Raw genomic sequence first — 2,185 nt, 5'->3', positions numbered from 1 at the left:
GGGGCAGCTGGCGGCGCCTGCGGCGGCTCGGCGGGGGACGGCGCGACCGCCGGCGACGGCGCCACGGGGACGGGGGAGACGCTCGCCGTCTTGTCGGATTTCAACGCGTAAAAGCCGACGCCCCCGGCCAAAGCGGCGAGACTCAGCGCGATCGCGGCATATTTCCCGCGGGGCGATGGCGGCGGGGGCGGCTCGGTCCGCCGCGCGACGGATTCCCGCGTCTCGCCGTTGTCCGGCGTCTCCGTTTCGGGTTCGAGGCTGGCGACGATCGCGCGAACGCGCGCGGAAATTCCATCGAGCGCGGCGTCCCAATCCTGAAACAGATCGATCCATTGCCGCGTCGCGATCTCATAGGCGAAAGCGCCCGAGGGCGCGACATCTTCGGTGCGCGCCGGGATCACCACCAGGTTCTGCCGGCTCGCCAGCGACAATTCCTTGGCGATTTCCTTCGATTCATTCGAATTGGCCGAAAAAACCAGAATCATCACGCGCGCCTGTCCGATCGCGCGCACGATCGCCTCCTGATAATTCTCGCCGGCGCCGACGTCGCGGCTGGCGATCCAGCATGGGCAATCGCGTTGCTCCAGCGCCACGCAAATGCGCTGCGCCGCGCGCAGATCCTTGGACGAATAGCTGATGAAAACACGTCTCTCGCGCATGAAATTCCGGTTCTCTGAACGGTTTTCCGGGCGGCAGGGCTAATTCTGGAGTTTGCCCGCGCGGCTCAGTTCAGGCAAGGGGGAACGACGCCGTCCGCAAGCTCCGGAGCGACCCTTGGTCGCCCTCCGCGCCCGGTTGAGTTTGTGCGAAAGCTGGGTTTAGCTGTGACGAAGGTTCGCCTTCGAGGCGGATCGGAGACTCGAAGCCCGGCGTCGGGGCAAGAGCAAAATCCCGATTTTGACGCGACGTTCGTTTCCGACTCCAGGCGAGACGATGAATGTTCTAGCCCTTGTGACGCGCCTCGCCCTTCGCTTTTCGACCTATGTCGGCAAGAATCGCGCCTTCCTGCAGTTCTTCTTCGGCGCCGTGGCGCTCATTCTCGGGCTCTGGGGATGGTCGATCCAGTCTCCGGCGCACGACTGGGCGGGCGTGCTCAACAATTTCTTCCGCACCGTCCAGCTCATCACGCTGCATTTCCCGACCTCGTTCGACACGGGAATCCCCTGGCAATTGCAATGGGCGCGGCTCCTTGTGCCGCTCGTCGCGGTCTCCGCGACCTTCCATATCCTGCTCGGCGGCGTGACGCGGCCGCTGCGGCTGGCGATGCTGCCGCATACGCAAGACCATGTCGTCGTCTTCGGCGACGCTCAGATGTCGGAAGGCGCGCTCGACGCGCTGGTCGCGGGGAAGCGCCAGGTGGTCGCCGTCGCGCCCCTTTATAAGACCGCCCGCCGGGAGACGCTCGAAGGGCTGGGCCTGACAGTCGTCGAAGCCGATTTGAGGCAAGTCTCGACCTTCAAATCCGTCAATCTGACGGAAGCCGCGGCTCTGTTCGTCGTCGGGCCGGACGATCTGGAGAACATCAACCTCGGCATGCTCGGGGTGCGCGCGGTGGCGGGACGCGCGGAGAATCGTCCGCCGCTGGCGCTCGCCGTGCAGATCGACCGCGAGGACCTGGCGACCGAACTCGACGCCGCGCTCGACGGCGTCGCGCGGCGTCACGGCGTTCGCTACCATCGCCTGTGCCCGGATCGCGACGGGCTGCGGATCGAACTGGCGCGCTATGCGCCGGCTTTCACGAAAAGCGACCATAATGCCCCGAGCCACGCCATGGTGCTGGGCCTCAAGGGACGCTGGGAACAGGCGCTGAGTCAGCTGATCGTCGCGCTTCAGGACCATCCGACGGAGCGGCCGACGCTCACCCTGGTGCTGGACGCCAAGGAGCGCGAGTCGATCACGCCCTGGCTGGCGGCCCATCCGGATCTCGATCTGATCGTGCGCATCGAGATTCTCGACGCCGGCCCGTCCAATCTTCCGAGCGACCAGGACGCCGAGGTCTGTGTCGCGGCCTTTGGTCCGCCTCATCTGGTCGTGATCCTGCTCGACGGCGCCGACGCGGTCGCCGCCGCCCTGGCGCTCCGCCGGCCGGCCAATCCCTTGCTCACGGAGTCGACGCCCATCCTGCTGCGCCAGAGCAGGGAGGATTTTCTGATCGCGGCGCTGCAGGAAACCAAGATCAAGAACC

General features: G+C 66.0%; 2 protein-coding genes. One reads left to right on the top strand and one right to left on the bottom strand.

What is annotated here, in order from left to right; genetic code table 11:
- Positions 1–659 (bottom strand): toll/interleukin-1 receptor domain-containing protein (locus ACE3S9_RS18845; RefSeq protein ID WP_374548012.1); only part of this gene is annotated, 659 nt, incomplete at its 3' end.
- Between the two features lie 274 nt (positions 660–933).
- Here ACE3S9_RS18845 and ACE3S9_RS18840 point away from each other — a divergent pair.
- Positions 934–2,185 (top strand): hypothetical protein (locus ACE3S9_RS18840; RefSeq protein ID WP_374548011.1); only part of this gene is annotated, 1,252 nt, incomplete at its 3' end.

It is taken from the genome of Rhodoblastus sp., from assembly GCF_041915505.1.
GTDB lineage: Bacteria > Pseudomonadota > Alphaproteobacteria > Rhizobiales > Beijerinckiaceae > Rhodoblastus.
The sequence above is the reverse complement of the archived record's forward strand: the minus strand, read 5'-3'. Positions and strand labels throughout refer to the sequence as shown.